The following is an 18192-nucleotide window of genomic DNA, read 5'->3' on the forward strand; positions in this document are numbered from 1 at the left end:
TTAAAAAATGCTTTCTGCTTTCTTCGAACGGGATTGGTGAGCATTGGAAGTACAAACCATTCACACTTACCTGTGAAGACCGCTCATACCTATTTGTGAAGACTGTTCACACTTACTTGTGAAGACCATCTCATATTATTTGGTAAGATTCTGAGCACATGTAGGATAATTGTGTTCATTAAATGTACTCACTATATTCCATATAGAATGATTTTTTTATAAGGTCAAAACCTTTTTCTGCCTGATAATGTATTGAATAATGGTCACAAAAAAACCGTCTCGAAAGTGAGACGGTTCTAGGTATATAATTAAAATACAATTATGCTTCAGCTATTTCTTCCTGGTAAGCAGCTAGTAATTCTTCTTGAACATCACCAGGAACTTTTTCGTATTTATCAAATTTCATGGTGAATTGGGCGCGACCACCAGTTAAAGAGCTCAACGAAGTTGAGTAACGGTTCATTTCCTTCAACGGAACCTTGGCCAAAATCTTCTGGAATCCTTTTTCAGCTTCCATACCCATAATCATAGCTCTACGAGTTTGAAGATCACTCATTACATCTCCCATTCTGTCTTCAGGAACCAATACTTCTACATCGTAAATAGGTTCAAGAATTTTAGGTCCGGCATTTTTAAATGCAGCACTAAATGCATGACGACCTGCCAATTTAAATGAAATTTCATTAGAGTCTACTGCATGCATTTTTCCATCGTAAACAATAACGCGTATATCACGTGCATATGAACCAGTTAATGGACCTTCATCCATTTTTTCCATTACACCTTTGAGAATAGCAGGAAGGAATCTGGTATCAATAGCACCACCTACAATACAATTACAGAATACTAATTTACCGCCCCAGGCTAGTTCATGTACTTCCGTACCTCTTAAATTCACTTTTAATTCCTTGCCATCCAAATTGTACATTACAGGATCAGGCATTCCTTCAGTGTAAGGTTCAATAATTATATGCACTTCGCCAAATTGTCCTGAACCACCCGATTGCTTTTTGTGACGATAATCTGCCTGAGCAATTTTAGTGATGGTTTCACGATAAGGAATTTTAGGATTAAGGAATTCAATTTCCATCTTGTCATTGTTCAGCAATCTCCATTTCAAAGTATTCATATGGAATTCTCCTTGTCCGTGAAGAATGATTTGCTTCAATTCCTTTGAATATTCAATAATAATGGTAGGATCTTCTTCGTGAATGCGATGCAGTAATTCACCTAATTTTTCTTCATCACCATCTTCAGCAGCCTTAACAGCAGTTCTATATTTTGGTTCAGGGAATTTAATTTCTTTATATGTGAAATCACAATCTTTACCATTTAGGGTATGATTGTTTTTAGTATTCTTCAATTTAACGGTTGCTCCAATATCTCCTGCCACAAGTTCAGAAACTCTTTCTCTGTTTCGTCCTGCTACCAGGTATAATTGCGATAATCTTTCTTTAGTGCCATTATTGATGTTGTTCAAATCATCACCTTCTTTAACACTACCAGAAATTACTTTAAAGTAACTTACTTCACCAATATGTGGTTCCATTGATGTTTTAAACACAAATAGCGAAGTAGGTGCATTAACGTCACATTTAGCTTCTCTTCCACTTATAGTTGGAATAGCAGGCATTTCTGTAACGAACGGAACGATATTGCCAATGAATTCCATTAAACGGCGCACGCCCATGTCTTTTTTAGCTGAAATACAGAATACCGGAAACAGATCACCAGCGATCATGCCTTTTTTCATCCCTTCGCGCATTTCATCTTCAGTAAGAGTTCCCTTATCGAAATACAATTCCATAAGAGCTTCCTCATTCTCTGCAGCCGATTCTACAAGTTCATTGTGTAGTTCGTCCGCTTTTTCTTTTTCCGAATCAGGAATATCTAAAATTTCAGGTTTTCCACCTTCAGGTCCCCATTGGTACATTTTCATTTTTAGCACATCAACAACGGCATTAAAATCTGCGCCAACGTTTACGGGATACTGTACAATTGAAACTTTGTTGCCAAAATTAGTCTTTAATGATTCTATCGATTGTTCAAAATTTGCTTTGTCATGATCCAGTTGATTCACTACGAAAATAAGAGGAGTGTTTAATGCTGCAGCTCTTCTACCAATAATTTCAGTACCAACTTCAACACCATGCTGTGCGTTGATAAGCATTAAACCTGTATCGGTTACATTTAAGGCAGAAATTACACCTCCGGAAAAATCGTCGGCACCCGGAGTATCAATAAAATTGATTTTTTTTCCTAACCATTCTGTATACAAAACTGTTGAAAATACGGAGTTGCCATATTCATGTTCTACAGGATTATAATCAGAAACGGTGTTATTATCTTCCACGTTTCCGCGTCTTGTAATAACACCGCCTTCAAACAACATAGATTCGGCAAGGGTAGTTTTACCCGAGCCGGCGTTGCCAATGAGGGCGATGTTCTTAATTTCGTTTGATTGATACACTTTCATAATCGTATTTTTTTGGGTTTATATAAAATAAGTATCAAAACCGGGGGTTAGGTTAGTGCCCGGCTTTAGGTTTTAAGGCTTACCAAATTAATTAACTTTTTAATAAGATGCAATATGCATTAGGTCTATTTGTGGAAAATAATTGACATGCAGGAATTTTGGTCGTATTTTTGTCTTTATCGCGCTATTTTTCTAAGATTGGCAGAGGTGAGTTGGAACTAATTTAAAATCAGTTGATTTTTTTATTTGATCACTATTTGACTTTTAAAAGGCTTTTCTTACCTTTGTGCGCTGATTTCAAGGGGATTTTGCAAAATCAACATAACGATTGTTGTTTTTAGTAAATAAATAATACCTTTGCAAACCAATTTGTTAAAATATATTTAATTAAAAAGTAATTGTTAATATGCCTACAATTCAACAGTTAGTTCGAAAAGGAAGAACCAAGCTTCAAGAGAAGAGCAAGGCTCCAGCGTTGGATTCTTGTCCTCAAAGAAGAGGGGTTTGCGTGCGTGTGTATACCACTACACCTAAGAAGCCTAACTCAGCAATGCGTAAAGTTGCTCGTGTTAGATTGACTAACGGAAAAGAAGTGAATGCTTACATTCCAGGAGAAGGACATAATTTGCAAGAGCACTCTATCGTATTGATTAGAGGTGGTCGTGTAAAGGATCTTCCAGGGGTAAGATATCACCTTGTTCGTGGTGCTCTTGATGCTTCAGGGGTAGAAGGTCGTATGCAGCGTCGTTCTAAGTATGGTACTAAGAGACCAAAGAAAAAGTAAAATCTAGTTTGTAACTGTAGGAGTTATAGTTTAGGTGTTGTTCCCACTTGGTTGAGTAAATAGTCGCGAGACTGTTGAAGACGCACTTGGGCAGCTGACATACGAATAACTCGTAAACTAAAAGAAATGAGAAAATCAAGACCTAAAAAAAGAATCTTGTTGCCAGATCCAAAATTTAATGATGTTTTGGTTACAAGATTTGTAAATGACTTGATGATGGACGGTAAGAAAAATCTTGCGTTCAAAATTTTCTACGATTCATTAGAGATCGTTAAGTCTAAAACTGAAAAGCTAGAAAAATCTCCACTTGAGATTTGGAAAAAAGCTTTGGAAAACATTACTCCAGCCGTAGAGGTTAAGTCTCGTCGTGTAGGTGGTGCAACCTTCCAGGTTCCAATGGAAATCCGTCCAGAAAGAAAAGTTTCTATTTCTATTAAGAATATGATTCTTTTCGCTCGTAAGAGATCTGGTAAGTCTATGGCTGAAAAATTGTCTGCAGAAATTGTTGCTGCTTACAATGAAGAAGGTGGTGCTTATAAGAAGAAAGAGGATACTCATAGAATGGCTGAAGCTAACCGTGCTTTTGCTCACTTTAGATTTTAATAATTGTATAAGCAATTAGAGGAAAAAGAAAATGGCTAAGAGAGATTTAAAATTTACCAGAAACATTGGTATTATGGCACACATCGACGCCGGTAAAACAACAACTACCGAGCGTATTCTGTATTATACAGGTGTTTCTCACAAGATTGGTGAGGTTCACGATGGTGCTGCTACAATGGACTGGATGGAGCAAGAGCAGGAAAGAGGTATTACAATTACTTCTGCTGCTACTACTTGTTACTGGAACTACAATAGCGATAAGTATCAGATCAATATTATTGATACCCCAGGTCACGTTGACTTTACTGTAGAGGTAGAGCGTTCTTTGCGTGTTCTTGATGGTGCTGTTGCATGTTTCTGTGCAGTAGGTGGTGTTGAGGCACAATCTGAAACAGTTTGGAGACAAGCTGATAAGTATAAAGTACCTCGTATGGGTTTTGTAAACAAGATGGACCGTTCAGGTGCTGACTTCTTCAAAGCTGTACGTGAGGTAAAAGAAAAGTTAGGAGCTAATCCTATTCCAATTCAGATTCCAATCGGATCAGAAGACAGCTTTAAGGGTGTGATCGACTTGATCGCTATGAAAGCTATTGTATGGTACGATGATGAGAATGGAACAAACTATACTCTAGAAGAAATTCCAGATCACTTGGTTGCTGATGCTAATGAGTGGAGAGAGAAGTTGGTAGAAGCGGTAGCAGAGCAAGATGAAGATTTGATGGAGCGTTTCTTCGAAGATCCAGATTCAATTACTGAAGAAGAGATGTTGGCGGTTATCCGTAAAGCAACTATTGCTATGGAAATCGTTCCTATGCTTTGTGGATCTGCATTTAAAAACAAAGGTGTTCAGCGTTTATTGGATGCAATTATCTCATTTATGCCATCACCACTTGATATCGATGCTATCGTAGGTACTGTTCCAGGTACTGACGAAGAAGTAACACGTAAACCAGATGTTGATGAACCATTGGCAGCTTTAGCATTTAAGATTGCTACTGACCCATTCGTAGGTCGTTTGGCATTTACTCGTGTATACTCAGGTTTTATTGATGCTGGTTCATACGTATATAATTCTCGTTCAGGTAATAAAGAGCGTATTTCTCGTATTTACCAAATGCACTCAAATAAGCAAAATGCTATCGATCGTGTAGAAGCTGGTGATATTTGTGCTTGTGTAGGTTTTAAAGATGTTCGTACTGGAGATACACTTTGTCAAAAGGAAACTCCAATCGAGCTTGAATCTATGGATTTCCCAGATCCAGTAATCGGTATCGCTGTTGAGCCATTGACTCAAAAAGATATTGATAAATTGGGTATGGCTCTTGGTAAATTAGCTGAAGAGGATCCAACATTCCAGGTTAAAACTGACGAAGATTCAGGTCAAACTGTAATCTCAGGTATGGGTGAGCTTCACTTGGATATTATTATCGACCGTTTGAAACGTGAGTTTAAGGTAGAGTGTAACCAAGGTGCACCTCAGGTTGCTTACAAAGAGGCTATTACTGCAACTGTTGAACACCGTGAGGTATTCAAAAAGCAGTCTGGTGGACGTGGTAAATTTGCTGATATTCAATTCCGCATTGGACCAGTGGATGCAGATTTCGAAGGTGAAGGATTGCAGTTTGTTGACGAAATCAAAGGTGGTAACATTCCTAAAGAATACGTTCCATCTGTACAAAAAGGTTTCCAAGAAGCTATGAAAAATGGTGTGTTGGCAGGTTACACTGTTGATACTTTGAAAGTAACATTGTTTGATGGATCTTTCCACCCTGTTGACTCGGATCAATTGTCTTTCGAGATGGCTGCTAAGATGGGATTCAAGGCTGCTTGTGCTAAAGCATCTCCAGTGTTGCTTGAGCCAATCATGAAACTTGAAGTTATTACTCCAGAAGAATACATGGGTGATATCATCGGTGACTTGAACAAGCGTCGTGGTCAGGTTGAAGGAATGGAATCTAAGCATGGTGCTCGTGTTGTAAATGCTAAAGTACCTTTGGCAGAGCAATTCGGTTATGTAACTGTGTTAAGAACATTGTCTTCAGGTCGTGCAAACTCTTCTATGGAATTCGCTCACTTCGCGGAAGTACCTAAAGGTATTGCTAAAGAAGTTGTAGAGAATGCAAAGGGTAAAGTTGAATTATTATAATTATATCATCGTATAATATCTAAATAAGATGAGCCAAAAAATTAGAATTAAACTGAAATCTTACGATCACAATTTGGTTGACAAGTCGGCTGAGAAAATCGTAAAGACAGTTAAGGCTACAGGTGCGGTTGTAAGTGGTCCAATTCCACTCCAACACACAAAAGAATTTTTACTGTTCTTCGTTCTACTTTCGTGAACAAGAAATCAAGAGAACAGTTTCAACTTTCTTCTTTCAAGCGTTTGATTGATATTTACAGTTCAACTGCAAATACAATTGATGCTTTGATGAAGCTAGAGTTGCCTAGCGGTGTAGAAGTTGAAATTAAAGTTTGATAATCTAGTAAGATTTATTTTTTAAAAAAGTAAAGAGAAATGCCAGGATTAATTGGAAAAAAAATCGGAATGACTTCCGTTTACAGTGCCGAGGGAAAAAGTATTCCATGCACTGTCATTGAGGCAGGTCCATGTGTTGTAACCCAGATCAAAACAGTTGAGACTGATGGTTACGAAGCACTTCAGTTGGCTTTTGATGAAAAGAAAGAAAAGCGAACAACTAAGGCGCTAGATGGGCACTTTAAAAAGGCAAACACAACTCCTAAGAAAAAACTAGTTGAGTTTTCAGATTTTGAAAACGAATACAAGTTAGGAGACATTATCGATGTTGATTTATTCGAAGATACTCCTTATGTGGATGTTACGGGTATTTCAAAAGGTAAAGGTTTCCAGGGTGTTGTAAAACGTCATGGTTTTGGCGGAGTAGGTGGACAAACACACGGTCAGCATAACCGTTTACGTGCGCCTGGTTCTATTGGTGCTGCATCTTACCCAGCTCGCGTATTTAAAGGCATGAGAATGGCTGGACGCGACGGTAACAAAACTGTGAAGGTAGAAAACCTTCAAGTTCTTAAGGTTATCAAAGAGAATAACCTATTGTTAGTTAAAGGATCTCTTCCAGGGTCTAAAGGTTCATACGTAATTATTGAGAAGTAATGGAATTAGCGATTTTAAACACAGCTGGAGAAGATACTGGTAGAAAAATTGAATTAAATGATTCAGTTTTTGGCATCGAACCAAATGAGCATGCTATTTACCTAGACGTTAAACAATTTTTGGCGAACCAACGTCAGGGAACTCACAAATCGAAAGAGAGAGCTGAGATTTCTGGTAGTACTGCCAAACTAAAGAAACAAAAAGGTACTGGTACAGCACGTGCTGGTAGTATCAAGTCACCTGTCTTCAGAGGAGGTGGACGCGTATTCGGTCCTCGTCCAAGAAACTACGGTTTCAAATTGAATAAAAAACTGAAGCAATTGGCTCGTAAATCTGCTTTAACGATCAAAGCTCAAAACGATGCTTTAATGGTAGTTGAAGACTTCAATTTCGAAGCTCCAAAGACAAAAGAATTTGTTAATATTCAGAATAGCTTGAAAGTAGCTGATAAAAAAGTACTTTTAGTTTTATCTGAAGATAATAAAAACATATATTTGTCTTCTCGTAATTTGAAGAATGTTAACGTTGTTCGTGTTTCTGACCTTGCAACTTACGACATTATGAAAGCTTCAACTTTGGTGTTTGTAGAAAGTTCTGTAAAAGGACTTGATGAAATGTTTAAACTAAACTAAGTTTAAAAAAATGGATATTTTAATTAAGCCAATCGTTACTGAGAAAATGACTGATCAAAGCGAAAAATTCAATCGCTTTGGTTTTGTTGTGGATCGTAGAGCGACAAAGATCGAAATTAAGGCAGCAGTTGAATCAATGTACAATGTAAAAGTTGCGGCTGTAAATACCATGAATTATCAAGGTAAGAAGAAGAGCCGTTACACTAAAGCAGGTGTAATTGCAGGAAGAACTGCGTCTTTCAAAAAGGCGATCGTTACTTTAGTTGAAGGTGATAATATAGATTTTTATAGCAATATTTAATAGAAAATGGCTGTACGTAAATTAAAACCTGTAACTCCTGGTCAAAGAAATAAGATCTTAAATACCTTTGAGCAGGTAACTACAGACAAACCTGAGAAATCATTGTTAAGACCAATGAAGAAAACTGGTGGTAGAAATAACACTGGTAAGATGACAATGAGATATATAGGTGGTGGTCACAAGAGAAGATATAGAGTTATTGATTTCAAAAGAGACAAGGACAATGTTCCAGCAAAAGTTGTTTCGATTGAGTACGACCCAAACCGTACTGCACGCATCGCATTGCTTGTGTATGCTGACGGTGAGAAACGTTACATCATCGCTCCAAACGGACTTGAAGTTGGACAAACTTTGCTTTCTGGCGAAAAGGTAGCTCCAGAAATCGGAAACTCAATGCCATTATCTGATATCCCATTAGGTACAATAATTCATAATATTGAATTAAGACCCTCTCAAGGTGCTGTGATGGCTCGTAGCGCTGGCGCATATGCTCAACTTGTTTCAAGAGAAGGCAAATATGCAATGATCAAATTACCTTCTGGAGAAGTTAGAATGATCCTAGTAACTTGTAAAGCAACTATCGGAACTGTTTCTAATACTGACCATGCGTTGGAAAGAAGCGGTAAAGCTGGTCGTACTCGTTGGTTAGGAAGAAGACCTCGTGTTCGTGGTGTAGTAATGAACCCGGTTGATCACCCAATGGGTGGTGGTGAAGGTAAATCTTCAGGTGGACACCCACGTTCTAGAACAGGTCTATTAGCTAAGGGTTACAAAACTCGTGCTAAGAAGAAAGCTTCTAATAAGTATATTGTTGAAAGAAGGAAAAAGTAATTTGATTAATTAGATTGTTATGAGTCGTTCATTAAAAAAAGGCCCTTTTATCGATTTCAAATTGGAGAAACGTGTATTGGAGCAAAACGAATCAGGTAAAAAATCTGTGATTAAAACCTGGTCACGTCGTTCTATGATCTCTCCAGATTTCGTAGGTCACACGATTGCCGTTCACAACGGAAACAAATTCATTCCTGTTTATGTTACTGAAAACATGGTAGGTCATAAATTAGGTGAATTTGCCCCAACTCGTACTTTTAGAGGACACGCTGATAAGAAGAAAAAATAAGCGGGTCGTTTTAATTTAACATTTTGAATTTGTAAAAATGGGTGCAAGAAAAAGAATAAGAGCAAACCAAATAAAGGAGGAAAAAAAGAGCAAAGCATTTGCTAGCTTGAAAAATGTTCCTACTTCGCCTCGAAAAATGAGACTTGTTGCCGATATGGTAAGAGGTATGGAGGTGAACCGAGCTTTAGATGTACTTCGTTTCAGTCCGAAAGAAGCATCGATTCGCGTAGAAAAACTATTGCTTTCTGCGATTGCTAACTGGCAAGCAAAGAACGAAGGTCAAAGAATTGAGGAAAATGAATTATACATCAAAGAAATTTGTGTTGATTCAGCAAGAATCCTTAAACGTCTAAGACCAGCTCCTCAAGGGAGAGCACATAGAATTAGAAAAAGATCAAATCATGTAACTATATTATTGGGTAGCAAAACTGCCGATAATACAAAAGAATAGTTAGAATGGGACAAAAAGTAAATCCAATAGGAAATAGACTAGGAATCATCAGAGGATGGGATTCTAACTGGTTTGGCGGAAAAAACTACGGCGATAAGCTTGTTGAAGATACCAAAATTAGAAAGTACCTAAATGCTCGTTTAGCTAAAGCAAGTATTTCTAAAATCATTATCGAAAGAACTCTTAAATTAATCACTATCACTATCAACACTGCTCGTCCAGGTATCATTATCGGGAAAGGTGGTCAAGAAGTTGACAAGTTGAAAGAAGAGTTGAAGAAGATTACAGATAAGGAAGTACAAATTAATATCTTCGAGATTAAACGTCCAGAAATGGATGCTGTAATCGTTGCTAATAATATTGCTCGTCAGATTGAAGGCCGTATCGCCTACAGAAGAGCAATTAAGATGGCTATTGCTTCTACTATGAGAATGGGTGCTGAAGGAATCAAAGTTCAGATTTCTGGCCGTTTGAATGGAGCGGAAATGGCACGTGCTGAAATGTATAAAGAAGGACGTACCCCACTTCATACCTTAAGAGCTGATATCGATTACTGTCAAGCTGAAGCTTTGACTACTTACGGTTTGATCGGTATCAAAGTTTGGATCTGTAAAGGTGAAGTTTACGGAAAACGTGATCTTACACCAAATGCTGGCATGAAAGACAGCCGTGGTCCAAAAGGAAAAGGTGGTTTTAATAGAAGAAAAAAGAAGTAGTCTTTAAATTTTAAAGAATTAGTACGATGTTACAACCAAAAAGGACAAAATTTAGAAGACAACAAAAGGGAAGAATGAAAGGTAACGCTAATCGCGGTACTGAGTTAGCATTTGGATCTTTTGGGATCAAGTCACTTGAAGAAAAGTGGATTACTGGTCGTCAAATTGAAGCTGCTCGTGTGGCAGTAACCCGATATATGCAGAGACAAGGTCAAATCTGGATTCGTATTTTCCCAGATAAGCCGATCACTAAGAAGCCTGCAGAGGTACGTATGGGTAAGGGTAAGGGTTCTCCAGAAGGATTCGTTGCTCCTGTTTCACCAGGAAGAATGTTATTCGAATGTGAGGGTGTTCCTTACGAAGTAGCTAAAGAGGCATTGCGTCTTGCAGCTCAAAAATTACCTGTTACTACAAAGTTTGTCGTAAGACGTGATTATGTTGAAAGTTCAAATGATTAATCATGAAGAATTCAGAAATTAAAGAGTTAACAACACAGGAAATAGTAGAAAAGTTGGATGCTGAAAGAGCATCATTAACTCGCTTCAGACTAAATCACGCTATTTCACCTTTGGAAAATCCTTTGCAAATTAAGGAAACGAGACGCAACATTGCCAAATTAATGACAGAGTTACGTCAGAGACAATTAACTGAAAAGTAAAAAAGTGATGGAAAGAAATCTTAGAAAAGAGCGTATCGGGGTTGTGGTTAGCAACAAAATGGAAAAATCCATTACTGTTGCAGTTCACACAAAGGAAAAACACCCGATTTACGGTAAATTTGTGAACAAAACCAAAAAATTCACTGCTCACGATGAGGAAAACACCTGTAACGAAGGTGATACCGTAAAAATCATGGAAACCCGACCTTTAAGTAAAAATAAGAGTTGGAGATTAGTGGAAATTATTGAAAGAGCTAAGTAATCATGATACAAACAGAAAGTAGACTATTAGTAGCTGATAACAGTGGAGCAAAGGAAGTACTTTGTATCCGCGTGTTAGGCGGTACCAAAAAACGTTATGCTTCAATTGGAGATAAAATTGTGGTTACCGTGAAGAACGCTATCGCCGGTTCCGATATGAAAAAAGGAACAGTAACAAAAGCAGTTGTTGTTCGCACCAAAAAAGAGATTAGAAGACAAGACGGATCTTATATTCGCTTCGATGATAACGCATGTGTTTTGTTGAACACTGCTGGTGAAATGAGAGGAACCCGTATTTTTGGACCTGTTGCAAGAGAGTTACGTGAAACTAACATGAAGATCGTTTCTTTAGCACCAGAAGTTTTATAATCTTTGTAAACCTAGAACAATGAAGTTACATATTAAAAAGGGTGATACCGTTATTGTAAACGCTGGGGAATCAAAAGGACAGGAAGGTAAAGTATTAGAGGTTCTTGTTGACAAGCAACGTGCGATCGTTGAAGGTGTTAACATGATTTCTAAACACACCAAGCCAAACGCTGAGAATCCTCAAGGTGGTATCGTTAAAAAAGAAGCTCCAATTCACATTTCTAATTTAAATGTGAAAGATCCTTCAACAGGAAAAGCTACCCGTATCGGTAGAAAAATGGGCGACAACAATAAATTAGTTAGATACTCTAAAAAGTCAGGGGAGGAGATTAAGTAATGAGCTATATACCGACTCTTAAAAAACAGTATGCAGAAGAGATAGTTCCTGCTTTAATGAAGGAATTCGATTACAAAACTGTAATGCAAGCACCTAAATTAACGAAGATAGTAATTAACCAAGGTGTTGGTCAGGCAATTGCTGATAAAAAATTACTTGAATTCTCTGTAAACGAATTGACTGCCATTACAGGTCAGAAAGCAGTTCAGACTATCTCATCAAAGGATATTTCGAACTTTAAGCTTCGTAAAGGTATGCCAATTGGTACTACAGTTACTCTTCGTCGTGAGCGTATGTACGAATTTCTTGAAAAATTAGTTCGTGTTGCTTTACCACGTATTCGTGACTTTAGAGGTATCAAGAGCAAATTAGACGGTAGAGGTAATTATACTTTAGGTATTGAAGAACAAATCATTTTCCCTGAGATTGTTTTGGATAGCATTAACAAAATCATGGGTATGAACATTACTTTCGTTACTACTGCTAATACCGACGAAGAAGCTTATGCTCTATTGAGAGAATTTGGATTACCATTTAAAAATCTAAAAAAATAAGACGATGGCTAAAGAATCAATGAAAGCTCGCGAAGTTAAGCGTCAGAAATTAGTTGAAAAATACGCAGCTAAAAGAGCTAAACTTAAAGAGGAAGGCGATTACATCGCTCTTAGTCGTTTGCCAAAAAACTCTTCACCTGTTCGTTTACACAACAGATGTAAGTTAACCGGACGTCCGAAAGGTTACATGAGACAATTCGGAATAAGTCGTATCACTTTCCGTGAAATGGCTTCATCTGGTTTGATCCCAGGAGTAAAAAAGGCAAGTTGGTAATCAAAAATTGCTTATCAGAATATTGTTAAATATTGTCCCGAGCAATCGGGATCAATTTAATTTTTTATTATAATGACAGATCCAATAGCAGATTTTCTTACACGTTTAAGAAATGCGATCATGGCAAACCACAAAGTGGTTGAAGTGCCAGCATCGAACGTGAAAAAAGAAATGACAAAGATTCTTAAGGATAAAGGTTATATCCTTAACTACAAATTTGTAGACGATGGACTTCAAGGAGTAATTAAAATTGCTTTGAAATACCATCCTGAAACCAAAATTCCAGCAATCAAAGATCTTAAGCGTGTATCAAAACCAGGTTTGAGAAAATATTGTGGAGCTTTAGAATTACCTCGCGTACTTAACGGTTTAGGAATTGCGATTCTTTCTACTTCTCAGGGAGTTATGACCGACAAGGAAGCTCGTCAGAAGCATGTTGGTGGTGAAATATTGTGTTACGTTTATTAATTAAGGAGGATTAGAAATGTCACGAATTGGAAAATTACCTATCAATTTGCCTGCCGGAGTAAGCGTAACGGTAAATAAAGATAATTCAGTAGTTGTTAAAGGACCTAAAGGTGAATTAACACAACAAATTAATGCCGAAATCAAAGTTTCTGTAGAAGAAAATACTATCGTTCTTGAACGTCCTTCTGAAGAGAAAAGACACAAAGCAATGCACGGTTTGTACCGTTCATTAGTGAGCAACATGGTTGTCGGTGTAACTGAAGGTTATAAAATTGAGCAAGAACTAGTGGGTGTTGGTTACCGTGCAACTTCAAATGGTCAGATTTTGGAATTGGCTCTTGGTTACTCTCACTTAATCCACATGGAAATTGCTCCTGAGGTTAAAGTAACTGCTGTAACTGAAAAGCGTGCTAATCCAATTATCACTCTTGAGAGTTGCGATAAGCAATTAGTAGGACAAGTAGCTGCTAAAATCAGATCATTCAGAAAACCTGAGCCATATAAAGGTAAAGGTATTAAATTTGTTGGAGAACAGCTTAGAAGAAAAGCTGGTAAATCTGCAGGTAAATAATTTCTAAAACAGTAAATTATGGCTTTAACTAAGCAAGAAAGAAGACTAAGAATTAAAAGAAGAATTCGTAAGTCTGTTTCTGGAACTGCTGAAAGACCAAGAATGTCAGTTTTTCGTTCAAATAAGCAGATTTCAGTACAATTGATCGATGATCTTTCAGGTAAAACTTTATTAGCGACTAGCTCACTTATTAAAGAAATCGCTGAAAAATCAGTAAATAAAATTGAACAAGCTGAACTAGTAGGACAAGCAATTGCTGAAAAAGCAACTGCAGCAGGTATCTCTAGTGTTGTTTTCGATAGAAATGGTTATCTATACCATGGTAGAGTTAAATCATTAGCGGACGCTGCTCGTAAAGGTGGCCTTAAATTTTAATAATTATGGCAGATATCAAAAACGTTAAGACCAGCGACGCAGAATTGAAAGACAGACTGGTTGCTATTAATCGTGTTACTAAAGTAACAAAAGGTGGTAGAACTTTTAGTTTCTCTGCAATTGTTGTTGTAGGAAACGAGAATGGATTAGTAGGATGGGGACTTGGTAAAGCAAACGAGGTTACCACTGCTATTGCAAAAGGAGTAGAGGCTGCTAAGAAAAATTTGATTAAAGTACCTGTTTACAAAGGAACTATTCCTCACGAACAATTATCAAGATATGGTGGAGCACAGGTTTTCATTAAGCCTGCTTCTCACGGTACCGGGGTTAAAGCCGGTGGTGCGATGCGTGCCGTATTAGAGAGTGTTGGGGTAACCGACGTACTTGCTAAATCAAAAGGTTCATCAAACCCTCACAACCTTGTAAAGGCTACTTTCAATGCACTTGCTGAATTGAGAGATGCTCATACAGTTGCTGAGCACAGAGGTGTTTCATTAGATAAAGTGTTTAACGGATAATTTAAGGAAAATGGCTAAGATTAAAATTACTCAAATCAAGAGCAAAATCGGTAGTACCGATCGCCAGAAAAAAACCTTGGAAGCATTAGGTTTGAATAAAATCAATGCTACTGTTGAACATGAAGCTACACCTCAAATTAAAGGTATGGTGGCTAAAGTACAACACTTGGTTTCCGTAGAAGAATAATCATTGTAAATATTTAGTAATAAATAGATATGGACTTAAGTAACTTAAAACCCGCTGCAGGATCGACTAAATCTAGAAAGAGAATCGGTCGTGGTCAAGGATCAGGTAAAGGCGGTACCTCAACAAGAGGACATAAAGGTGCGAAGTCAAGATCTGGATACTCTAAAAAAGTTGGTTTCGAAGGGGGTCAAATGCCTTTGCAACGTAGAGTTCCTAAGTTTGGATTTAAGAACATCAACAGAAAAGAATACAAAGCTATTAATGTTGAAGTTTTACAAGCCTTGGCAGAAAAGAATAACATTACTGTTATCGACGTAGAAGTTTTAGTAAATGCTGGTTTAGCATCAAAGAACGATAATGTTAAGATTTTAGGTAATGGAACAGTTACTGCTAAGTTAGAAGTAAAAGCTCATGCATTCTCGAAATCTGCTCAAGCAGCGATTGAAGCAGTAGAAGGAACAGTTGTTAAATTGTAAGATTAAATATGAAAGGTTTAATAGAAACATTGAAGAACATCTGGAAGATTGAAGATTTAAGATCTCGTATCTTAACTACAATTGGTCTTCTTTTAGTGTACCGTTTAGGTGCTAAGGTGGTTTTGCCAGGTATTGACCCGGCACATTTAGACGCGTTAAAATCTCAAACAGCGGATGGGGTTTTAGGATTGTTGAACATGTTTTCGGGAGGTGCGTTTGCTAACGCCTCTATTTTTGCTCTCGGTATCATGCCATACATTTCTGCCTCAATTGTAATTCAGTTAATGGGAATTGCGGTTCCTTATTTCCAAAAATTACAGCGTGAAGGAGAAAGTGGACGTAGAAAAATCAATCAGATCACACGTTACCTAACCGTTATTATCCTTGTTCTTCAAGCACCAGGATATTTATTAAACTTACATACAACTTTGCCTGAAGCTGCCTTTATTTTAAAAGGTACATTCTTTACGGTATCTTCTGTGGTAATTCTTGCGGCAGGATCAATGTTCATTATGTGGTTGGGTGAAAAAATTACTGATAAAGGAATCGGTAATGGTATCTCAATCATCATCATGATCGGTATTATTGCAAGATTACCATTCTCGTTCATTGCGGAATTAGGATCAAGAATTGAAGGACATGGCGGTGGTTTAATCGTTTTGGTTCTGGAAATTGTTGTTCTATTCATCATTTTTGCACTAACAATTTTGTTGGTACAAGGAACAAGAAAGATACCTGTACAATATGCTAAAAGAATCGTAGGGAACAAACAATATGGTGGAGTTCGTCAGTATATTCCTTTAAAAGTGAATGCTGCTGGTGTTATGCCAATCATTTTTGCTCAAGCAATTATGTTCTTGCCAATGGCGTTTGTTAACTATGCTAGTTCCGATGCATTAACAGGAGTAGCCGCAGCCTTATCTAACTTTACCGGATTTTGGTACAATGCACTGTTTTTTGTAATGATTGTGTTATTCACATATTTCTATACAGCAATTACAGTAAATCCAACGCAAATGGCTGAGGATATGAAGAAAAATGGTGGTTTTATCCCAGGTATTAAACCAGGAAAGAAAACTATCGATTTCCTTGATACTGTGATGTCACGTATTACTTTACCAGGATCAATTTTCTTAGGTTTGGTAGCTATCTTACCAGCTTTTGCAATGATTGCTGGAGTGAATAATCAGTTTGCACAATTTTACGGTGGTACTTCATTGTTGATTTTGGTTGGTGTAGTGCTTGATACATTACAGCAAATTGAGTCTCATTTATTAATGCGTCATTACGACGGATTGATGAAGTCGGGTAGAATAAAAGGTAAAACTCCGGGAGGAGCTGCTGCTTATTAAAATATTTTTGCTTTCTTTGCAGTGATTTTTTATAAGACAGAGGAAGAAATAGACTTAATGTCGAAAAGTAATAATCTGGTGGCTAGGACCTTAGGTGAAATATCTAAGGCCATAGCTCCAGGTATTTCAACCTTGTACTTAGATAAAATTGCAGAGGAGTACATAAGAGACAATGGTGCGAAACCTGCGTTTCTTGGTTACGATGGATTCCCAAATACCCTGTGTATTTCAGTTAATAATCAGGTGGTTCATGGAGTTCCATCTTCCTATGAGTTGAAAGAAGGCGATATTGTATCCTGTGATTGTGGTGTTTTGTTGAATGGCTTTTATGGCGATTCGGCATACACTTTTTCTGTTGGAACAGTTAAACCGGAAATTCAACGGTTATTGAAGGTTACCAAAGAAGCTCTTTATAAAGGAATAGAAAAAGCTGTCGAAGGTAATCATCTAAGAGATATCGGTTTTGCCATTCAAAAGCATGCTGAGAAGAATGATTACTCGGTTGTTCGAGAAATGGTGGGGCACGGAATAGGAAAAAGTCTTCATGAAGATCCTCTCGTTCCGAATTTCGGACGACCAGGACGGGGATTAAAATTGAGAGACGGATTAGTACTTGCAATCGAACCCATGATAAATCTTGGTAAGAAAGATATCTACCAAGAAAATGATGGATGGACGATTGTAACGGCCGATGGACAAGCATCCGCGCATTTTGAACATACAATTGTTGTTCGTAAGGGAAAGGCTCAAATCCTGTCCGGTTTTGAATTTATTGAAGAATAAACTAATAAAATAAAAAGAGCTTATGGCTAAACAGCCTTCAATAGAACAAGACGGTACTATTACCGAAGCATTATCAAATGCTATGTTTCGTGTAGAACTTGAAAACGGTCATGTGATAACAGCTCACATTTCCGGTAAAATGAGAATGCACTACATTAAGATCTTACCTGGTGATAAGGTTAAAGTAGAAATGTCACCTTATGATCTTACTAAAGGGCGCATTACTTTTAGATACAAAAATTAAACTCGATAAAAATGAAAGTAAGAGCATCTGTAAAGAAACGTTCTGAGGATTGTAAAATCGTAAGAAGAAAAGGACGTTTGTATGTGATTAATAAAAAGAATCCTAAGTTCAAGCAACGTCAGGGATAATTTGATTAATTTTATAATAAGATAAATATTTAATTTATGGCTAGAATTGTTGGAGTTGATCTGCCTCAAAATAAGAGAGGTGTAATTAGCTTGACTTATATCTTCGGTATCGGTCGTAGCGCTGCTCGTCAGATTTTGGACGAAGCTGGTGTTTCGCATGATGCTAAGGTAAAAGATTGGACAGATGATGAATCTGCTAAGATTCGTCAGGCGATTAATGCAAACTTTAAAGTTGAAGGGGAGTTGCGTTCTTTAACTCAATTGAATATTAAGCGTTTGATGGATATTGGTTGTTATCGTGGTGTTCGTCACCGTATTGGTCTTCCATTACGTGGACAAAAAACCAAAAACAACTCACGTACCAGAAAAGGTAAGAGAAAAACAGTTGCAAATAAAAAGAAAGCAGGTAAATAATAAT

At 37.4% G+C, this 18192-nt stretch carries 29 protein-coding genes and 1 pseudogene; 29 read left to right on the forward strand and 1 reads right to left on the reverse strand.

Annotated features, from left to right (window positions below; translation table 11 throughout):
* Positions 1–319: 319 nt before the first annotated feature.
* Positions 320–2476 (reverse strand): elongation factor G2, encoded by a 2157-nt coding sequence (gene fusA2 / locus JCM15579_RS00190; RefSeq protein WP_054714001.1) that lies wholly within the window; start codon positions 2474–2476, stop codon positions 320–322.
* A 406-nt stretch (positions 2477–2882) separates the two neighbouring features.
* On the opposite strand from fusA2, the gene rpsL reads away from it, so the two are divergent.
* The 29 genes and pseudogenes from rpsL (at position 2883) to rpsM (ending at position 18188) form a co-directional block, all read left to right on the forward strand.
* Complete coding sequence (gene rpsL, locus JCM15579_RS00195) at positions 2883–3260, forward strand: 30S ribosomal protein S12 (RefSeq protein ID WP_054714004.1); 378 nt, start codon at positions 2883–2885, stop codon at positions 3258–3260.
* 126 nt (positions 3261–3386) lie between these two features.
* Positions 3387–3863, forward strand: coding sequence for a 30S ribosomal protein S7 (gene rpsG, locus JCM15579_RS00200; protein ID WP_054714007.1), 477 nt, complete (start codon positions 3387–3389; stop codon positions 3861–3863).
* Between the two features lie 31 nt (positions 3864–3894).
* A complete protein-coding gene (fusA, locus tag JCM15579_RS00205; RefSeq protein WP_054714010.1) occupies positions 3895–6009 on the forward strand; it encodes an elongation factor G in 2115 nt (704 codons plus the stop codon).
* A gap of 28 nt (positions 6010–6037) precedes the next feature.
* A pseudogene (gene rpsJ / locus JCM15579_RS00210) lies at positions 6038–6342 on the forward strand (30S ribosomal protein S10).
* 39 nt (positions 6343–6381) lie between these two features.
* A complete protein-coding gene (rplC, locus tag JCM15579_RS00215) occupies positions 6382–6999 on the forward strand; it encodes a 50S ribosomal protein L3 (RefSeq protein WP_054714013.1) in 618 nt (205 codons plus the stop codon).
* Complete coding sequence (gene rplD / locus JCM15579_RS00220; RefSeq protein WP_054714017.1) at positions 6999–7631, forward strand: 50S ribosomal protein L4; 633 nt, start codon at positions 6999–7001, stop codon at positions 7629–7631. Before rplC ends, rplD begins: the two co-directional genes overlap by 1 nt.
* Before the next feature lie 10 nt (positions 7632–7641).
* Entirely contained in the window at positions 7642–7932 is a 291-nt protein-coding gene (gene rplW / locus JCM15579_RS00225) for a 50S ribosomal protein L23 (RefSeq protein ID WP_054714020.1), read from the forward strand.
* Between the two features lie 6 nt (positions 7933–7938).
* Complete coding sequence (gene rplB, locus JCM15579_RS00230) at positions 7939–8763, forward strand: 50S ribosomal protein L2 (RefSeq protein ID WP_054714023.1); 825 nt, start codon at positions 7939–7941, stop codon at positions 8761–8763.
* A gap of 19 nt (positions 8764–8782) precedes the next feature.
* Positions 8783–9052, forward strand: a complete 270-nt coding sequence (gene rpsS / locus JCM15579_RS00235) for a 30S ribosomal protein S19 (protein ID WP_054714025.1) — start codon at positions 8783–8785, stop codon at positions 9050–9052.
* 37 nt (positions 9053–9089) lie between these two features.
* Positions 9090–9503, forward strand: coding sequence for a 50S ribosomal protein L22 (rplV, locus tag JCM15579_RS00240; protein ID WP_054714028.1), 414 nt, complete (start codon positions 9090–9092; stop codon positions 9501–9503).
* 5 nt (positions 9504–9508) lie between these two features.
* The gene (gene rpsC / locus JCM15579_RS00245; protein ID WP_054714031.1) at positions 9509–10219 is read left to right on the forward strand and encodes a 30S ribosomal protein S3; all 711 of its coding nucleotides are present in this window, start codon (positions 9509–9511) and stop codon (positions 10217–10219) included.
* A 26-nt stretch (positions 10220–10245) separates the two neighbouring features.
* On the forward strand, positions 10246–10677 hold the full coding sequence (gene rplP / locus JCM15579_RS00250; RefSeq protein WP_054714034.1) for a 50S ribosomal protein L16: 432 nt from the start codon (positions 10246–10248) through the stop codon (positions 10675–10677).
* A gap of 2 nt (positions 10678–10679) precedes the next feature.
* Positions 10680–10877 carry a 50S ribosomal protein L29 gene (gene rpmC / locus JCM15579_RS00255; RefSeq protein ID WP_054714037.1) on the forward strand — a complete coding sequence of 66 codons (198 nt, stop codon included), beginning with the start codon at positions 10680–10682 and terminating at the stop codon, positions 10875–10877.
* Positions 10878–10884: 7 nt separating this feature from the next.
* A complete protein-coding gene (gene rpsQ, locus JCM15579_RS00260) occupies positions 10885–11139 on the forward strand; it encodes a 30S ribosomal protein S17 (protein WP_054714042.1) in 255 nt (84 codons plus the stop codon).
* 2 nt (positions 11140–11141) lie between these two features.
* The gene (gene rplN, locus JCM15579_RS00265; protein WP_054714045.1) at positions 11142–11507 is read left to right on the forward strand and encodes a 50S ribosomal protein L14; all 366 of its coding nucleotides are present in this window, start codon (positions 11142–11144) and stop codon (positions 11505–11507) included.
* A gap of 19 nt (positions 11508–11526) precedes the next feature.
* Entirely contained in the window at positions 11527–11844 is a 318-nt protein-coding gene (gene rplX, locus JCM15579_RS00270; RefSeq protein ID WP_054714048.1) for a 50S ribosomal protein L24, read from the forward strand.
* Positions 11844–12398 carry a 50S ribosomal protein L5 gene (gene rplE, locus JCM15579_RS00275; RefSeq protein WP_054714052.1) on the forward strand — a complete coding sequence of 185 codons (555 nt, stop codon included), beginning with the start codon at positions 11844–11846 and terminating at the stop codon, positions 12396–12398. Before rplX ends, rplE begins: the two co-directional genes overlap by 1 nt.
* A gap of 4 nt (positions 12399–12402) precedes the next feature.
* A complete protein-coding gene (gene rpsN, locus JCM15579_RS00280; protein ID WP_054714054.1) occupies positions 12403–12672 on the forward strand; it encodes a 30S ribosomal protein S14 in 270 nt (89 codons plus the stop codon).
* 72 nt (positions 12673–12744) lie between these two features.
* On the forward strand, positions 12745–13140 hold the full coding sequence (rpsH, locus tag JCM15579_RS00285; RefSeq protein ID WP_054714057.1) for a 30S ribosomal protein S8: 396 nt from the start codon (positions 12745–12747) through the stop codon (positions 13138–13140).
* Between the two features lie 16 nt (positions 13141–13156).
* Positions 13157–13711, forward strand: coding sequence for a 50S ribosomal protein L6 (rplF, locus tag JCM15579_RS00290; protein WP_054714062.1), 555 nt, complete (start codon positions 13157–13159; stop codon positions 13709–13711).
* An 18-nt stretch (positions 13712–13729) separates the two neighbouring features.
* A complete protein-coding gene (gene rplR, locus JCM15579_RS00295) occupies positions 13730–14086 on the forward strand; it encodes a 50S ribosomal protein L18 (protein ID WP_054714065.1) in 357 nt (118 codons plus the stop codon).
* 5 nt (positions 14087–14091) lie between these two features.
* Entirely contained in the window at positions 14092–14604 is a 513-nt protein-coding gene (gene rpsE, locus JCM15579_RS00300) for a 30S ribosomal protein S5 (RefSeq protein ID WP_054714068.1), read from the forward strand.
* Positions 14605–14614: 10 nt separating this feature from the next.
* Entirely contained in the window at positions 14615–14791 is a 177-nt protein-coding gene (gene rpmD, locus JCM15579_RS00305; RefSeq protein WP_054714072.1) for a 50S ribosomal protein L30, read from the forward strand.
* A gap of 29 nt (positions 14792–14820) precedes the next feature.
* Positions 14821–15267, forward strand: a complete 447-nt coding sequence (gene rplO, locus JCM15579_RS00310) for a 50S ribosomal protein L15 (RefSeq protein ID WP_054714075.1) — start codon at positions 14821–14823, stop codon at positions 15265–15267.
* A gap of 8 nt (positions 15268–15275) precedes the next feature.
* Positions 15276–16619 (forward strand): preprotein translocase subunit SecY, encoded by a 1344-nt coding sequence (secY, locus tag JCM15579_RS00315; RefSeq protein ID WP_054714078.1) that lies wholly within the window; start codon positions 15276–15278, stop codon positions 16617–16619.
* Between the two features lie 21 nt (positions 16620–16640).
* Positions 16641–17402, forward strand: a complete 762-nt coding sequence (map, locus tag JCM15579_RS00320) for a type I methionyl aminopeptidase (protein WP_054714081.1) — start codon at positions 16641–16643, stop codon at positions 17400–17402.
* A gap of 22 nt (positions 17403–17424) precedes the next feature.
* Complete coding sequence (gene infA / locus JCM15579_RS00325; RefSeq protein ID WP_054714084.1) at positions 17425–17646, forward strand: translation initiation factor IF-1; 222 nt, start codon at positions 17425–17427, stop codon at positions 17644–17646.
* 11 nt (positions 17647–17657) lie between these two features.
* Positions 17658–17774 carry a type B 50S ribosomal protein L36 gene (ykgO, locus tag JCM15579_RS00330; RefSeq protein WP_054714088.1) on the forward strand — a complete coding sequence of 39 codons (117 nt, stop codon included), beginning with the start codon at positions 17658–17660 and terminating at the stop codon, positions 17772–17774.
* 36 nt (positions 17775–17810) lie between these two features.
* Positions 17811–18188 (forward strand): 30S ribosomal protein S13, encoded by a 378-nt coding sequence (gene rpsM / locus JCM15579_RS00335; protein WP_054714091.1) that lies wholly within the window; start codon positions 17811–17813, stop codon positions 18186–18188.
* The last annotated feature ends 4 nt before the right edge of the window (positions 18189–18192 follow it).

The organism is Marinifilum fragile JCM 15579 (assembly GCF_001310955.1).
Classification (GTDB): Bacteria; Bacteroidota; Bacteroidia; order Bacteroidales; family Marinifilaceae; genus Marinifilum; species Marinifilum fragile.